1 protein-coding gene and 1 pseudogene are annotated in these 1,702 nt (G+C 72.4%); one reads left to right on the top strand and one right to left on the bottom strand.

The features are described from left to right. The coding region (locus tag AB0C29_RS47055; protein ID WP_360834712.1) for a hypothetical protein at window positions 1-524 on the bottom strand (524 nt) is incomplete at its 3' end. Window positions 525-762: 238 nt separating this feature from the next. Here AB0C29_RS47055 and AB0C29_RS47060 point away from each other — a divergent pair. After that, window positions 763-1,702 (top strand): annotated as a pseudogene (locus AB0C29_RS47060) (chemotaxis protein); the annotation flags it as partial.

Here is a 1,702-nt window from a genome sequence, read left to right on the forward strand (position 1 = left end):
CCGATCAGGTCGACGAAGGCGACCACCATGCCGCGCCCGGCCATGGGCGCGGACAGCAGGACCGCCGGCCGGCCGGTGCGGTCGTCGGTCACCGGACCGACGGTGCCGGGGGTACGGGACGCGGCGGCGACCCACGACGCACCCTGGTACGCGACCGCCTCGTCCTCCCCCGGCGGTTGCGACGAGCACACCACCGAGCCGTCGCTGCGCACCACGTCGAGGTGTCCGTCCTGGGGCCCGCCCAGCGAGAATGACAGCCGGCAGTCCTCGGGCTCGTCGAACACGGAGGCGGCGCCCGGGCTGGTGGCGACAGCGTCGACGCTCGAGCGGACGCCGGCCAGGCTGCGCCCGAGCTGCTCGGCGGCCTTGCCCGCACCGAACTCGGCGTCGGCCCGGGCGGCGGACAGGCCGTCGCGTTCGGCGCTCTCCCACCCGAAGCCCAGGGCGACGGTGGCGGCCAGCACGAACAGCGCCAGCAGCGCGCCGAGGTACGACCGCAGCGGCATCGGACTCTTCGTCAGCATCCGGGGCACCGCTGCCTCGACTTCCCGGCCCGCGACTTCCCGGCCCACGACGGCGGCACCGGAACCGCCGAACGACGAGAGCGACATTACCGCTCGCCCGCGTACCGGTCCGGGACTCGACGAGATTGCTCCCCCTGTCCCGGCACCCGGCCGAATCGGCGATAACCCTCACGGCCCGCGGGAGGTTGGCCGAAGCTGAAGGTGACCGGACAGTGCGGCAACCGACCGAGGAGTGAACGTGGCGCGTGGCGGCGGGTGGGGCTCGGCGTTCGACAATCGTTCGCTGCGGACCAAGATCGGGGCGGCCGTGCTGGTCGCGACGGCCATGGGCGTGATGATCGCGGCGATCTCGCTGCAGACGCTCTACCAGATGAGCGACACCTCGATCGCCGCGCAGCGCGAGAACCTCACCGTGCTGAAGGCGTCCTCGGCCGTGGGGCAGAACCTGGAGAGCTTCGTCGGGTCGACCAGCGCGATGAAGGCGTACCCGGCGATCGCGGCCGAGATCGGCAAGGGAATGGCCGAGCAGCAGCAGGCCATCGACTCCGGGTTGCAGGTGCTGGCGGCCAACCTCAGCGACGCGTCCGGCCGGGCCGTGATCACCCGCATGCAGACCGACTGGGACACGTTCAAGACCTTCATCACCGGTGTCGCCAGCGTCTCCACGCCGGCCGAGCAGGCCGCCGGGCTGGCCAAGTTCACCGAGCTGCACGACGCCCTGCTGTCCGACCAGGCCCAGGTGGAGAAGTACGTCTCCGACCGGGTGTCCACGCAGATCGCGGCGGCCGAACAGCGCCAGAGCGATGCGGTACGCACGGTCGTGATCCTGCTCGTGGTGGGCGTGGTGATCAGCCTGTACCTCGGGATGCGGGTGGCCAACCGGGTCCGCCGCGCGGTCGCCGGTGTCTCGCACGCCGCGGAGGGGCTGGCCGACGGTGACCTGACCCGTACCTGTGAGGTGCGGGAGCGCGACGAGGTCGGCCGGATGGCCGCCCTGCTGGACCGCGGCATCGGCCGGCTGCGGCAGGACATCGTCCAGCTGGCCGGGAACGCGACCACCCTGCAGAACTCGGCCGAGCAGCTGACCGCGGTCTCCGGCGCGGTGGGCTCGGCCGCCACCGAGGCGTCCGTGCAGGCCGGCTCGGTCGCGTCGGCGGCGGACGTGGTCTCGAACAACC

It is taken from the genome of Actinoplanes sp. NPDC048791 (assembly GCF_040650095.1).
Lineage (GTDB): Bacteria > Actinomycetota > Actinomycetes > Mycobacteriales > Micromonosporaceae > Actinoplanes.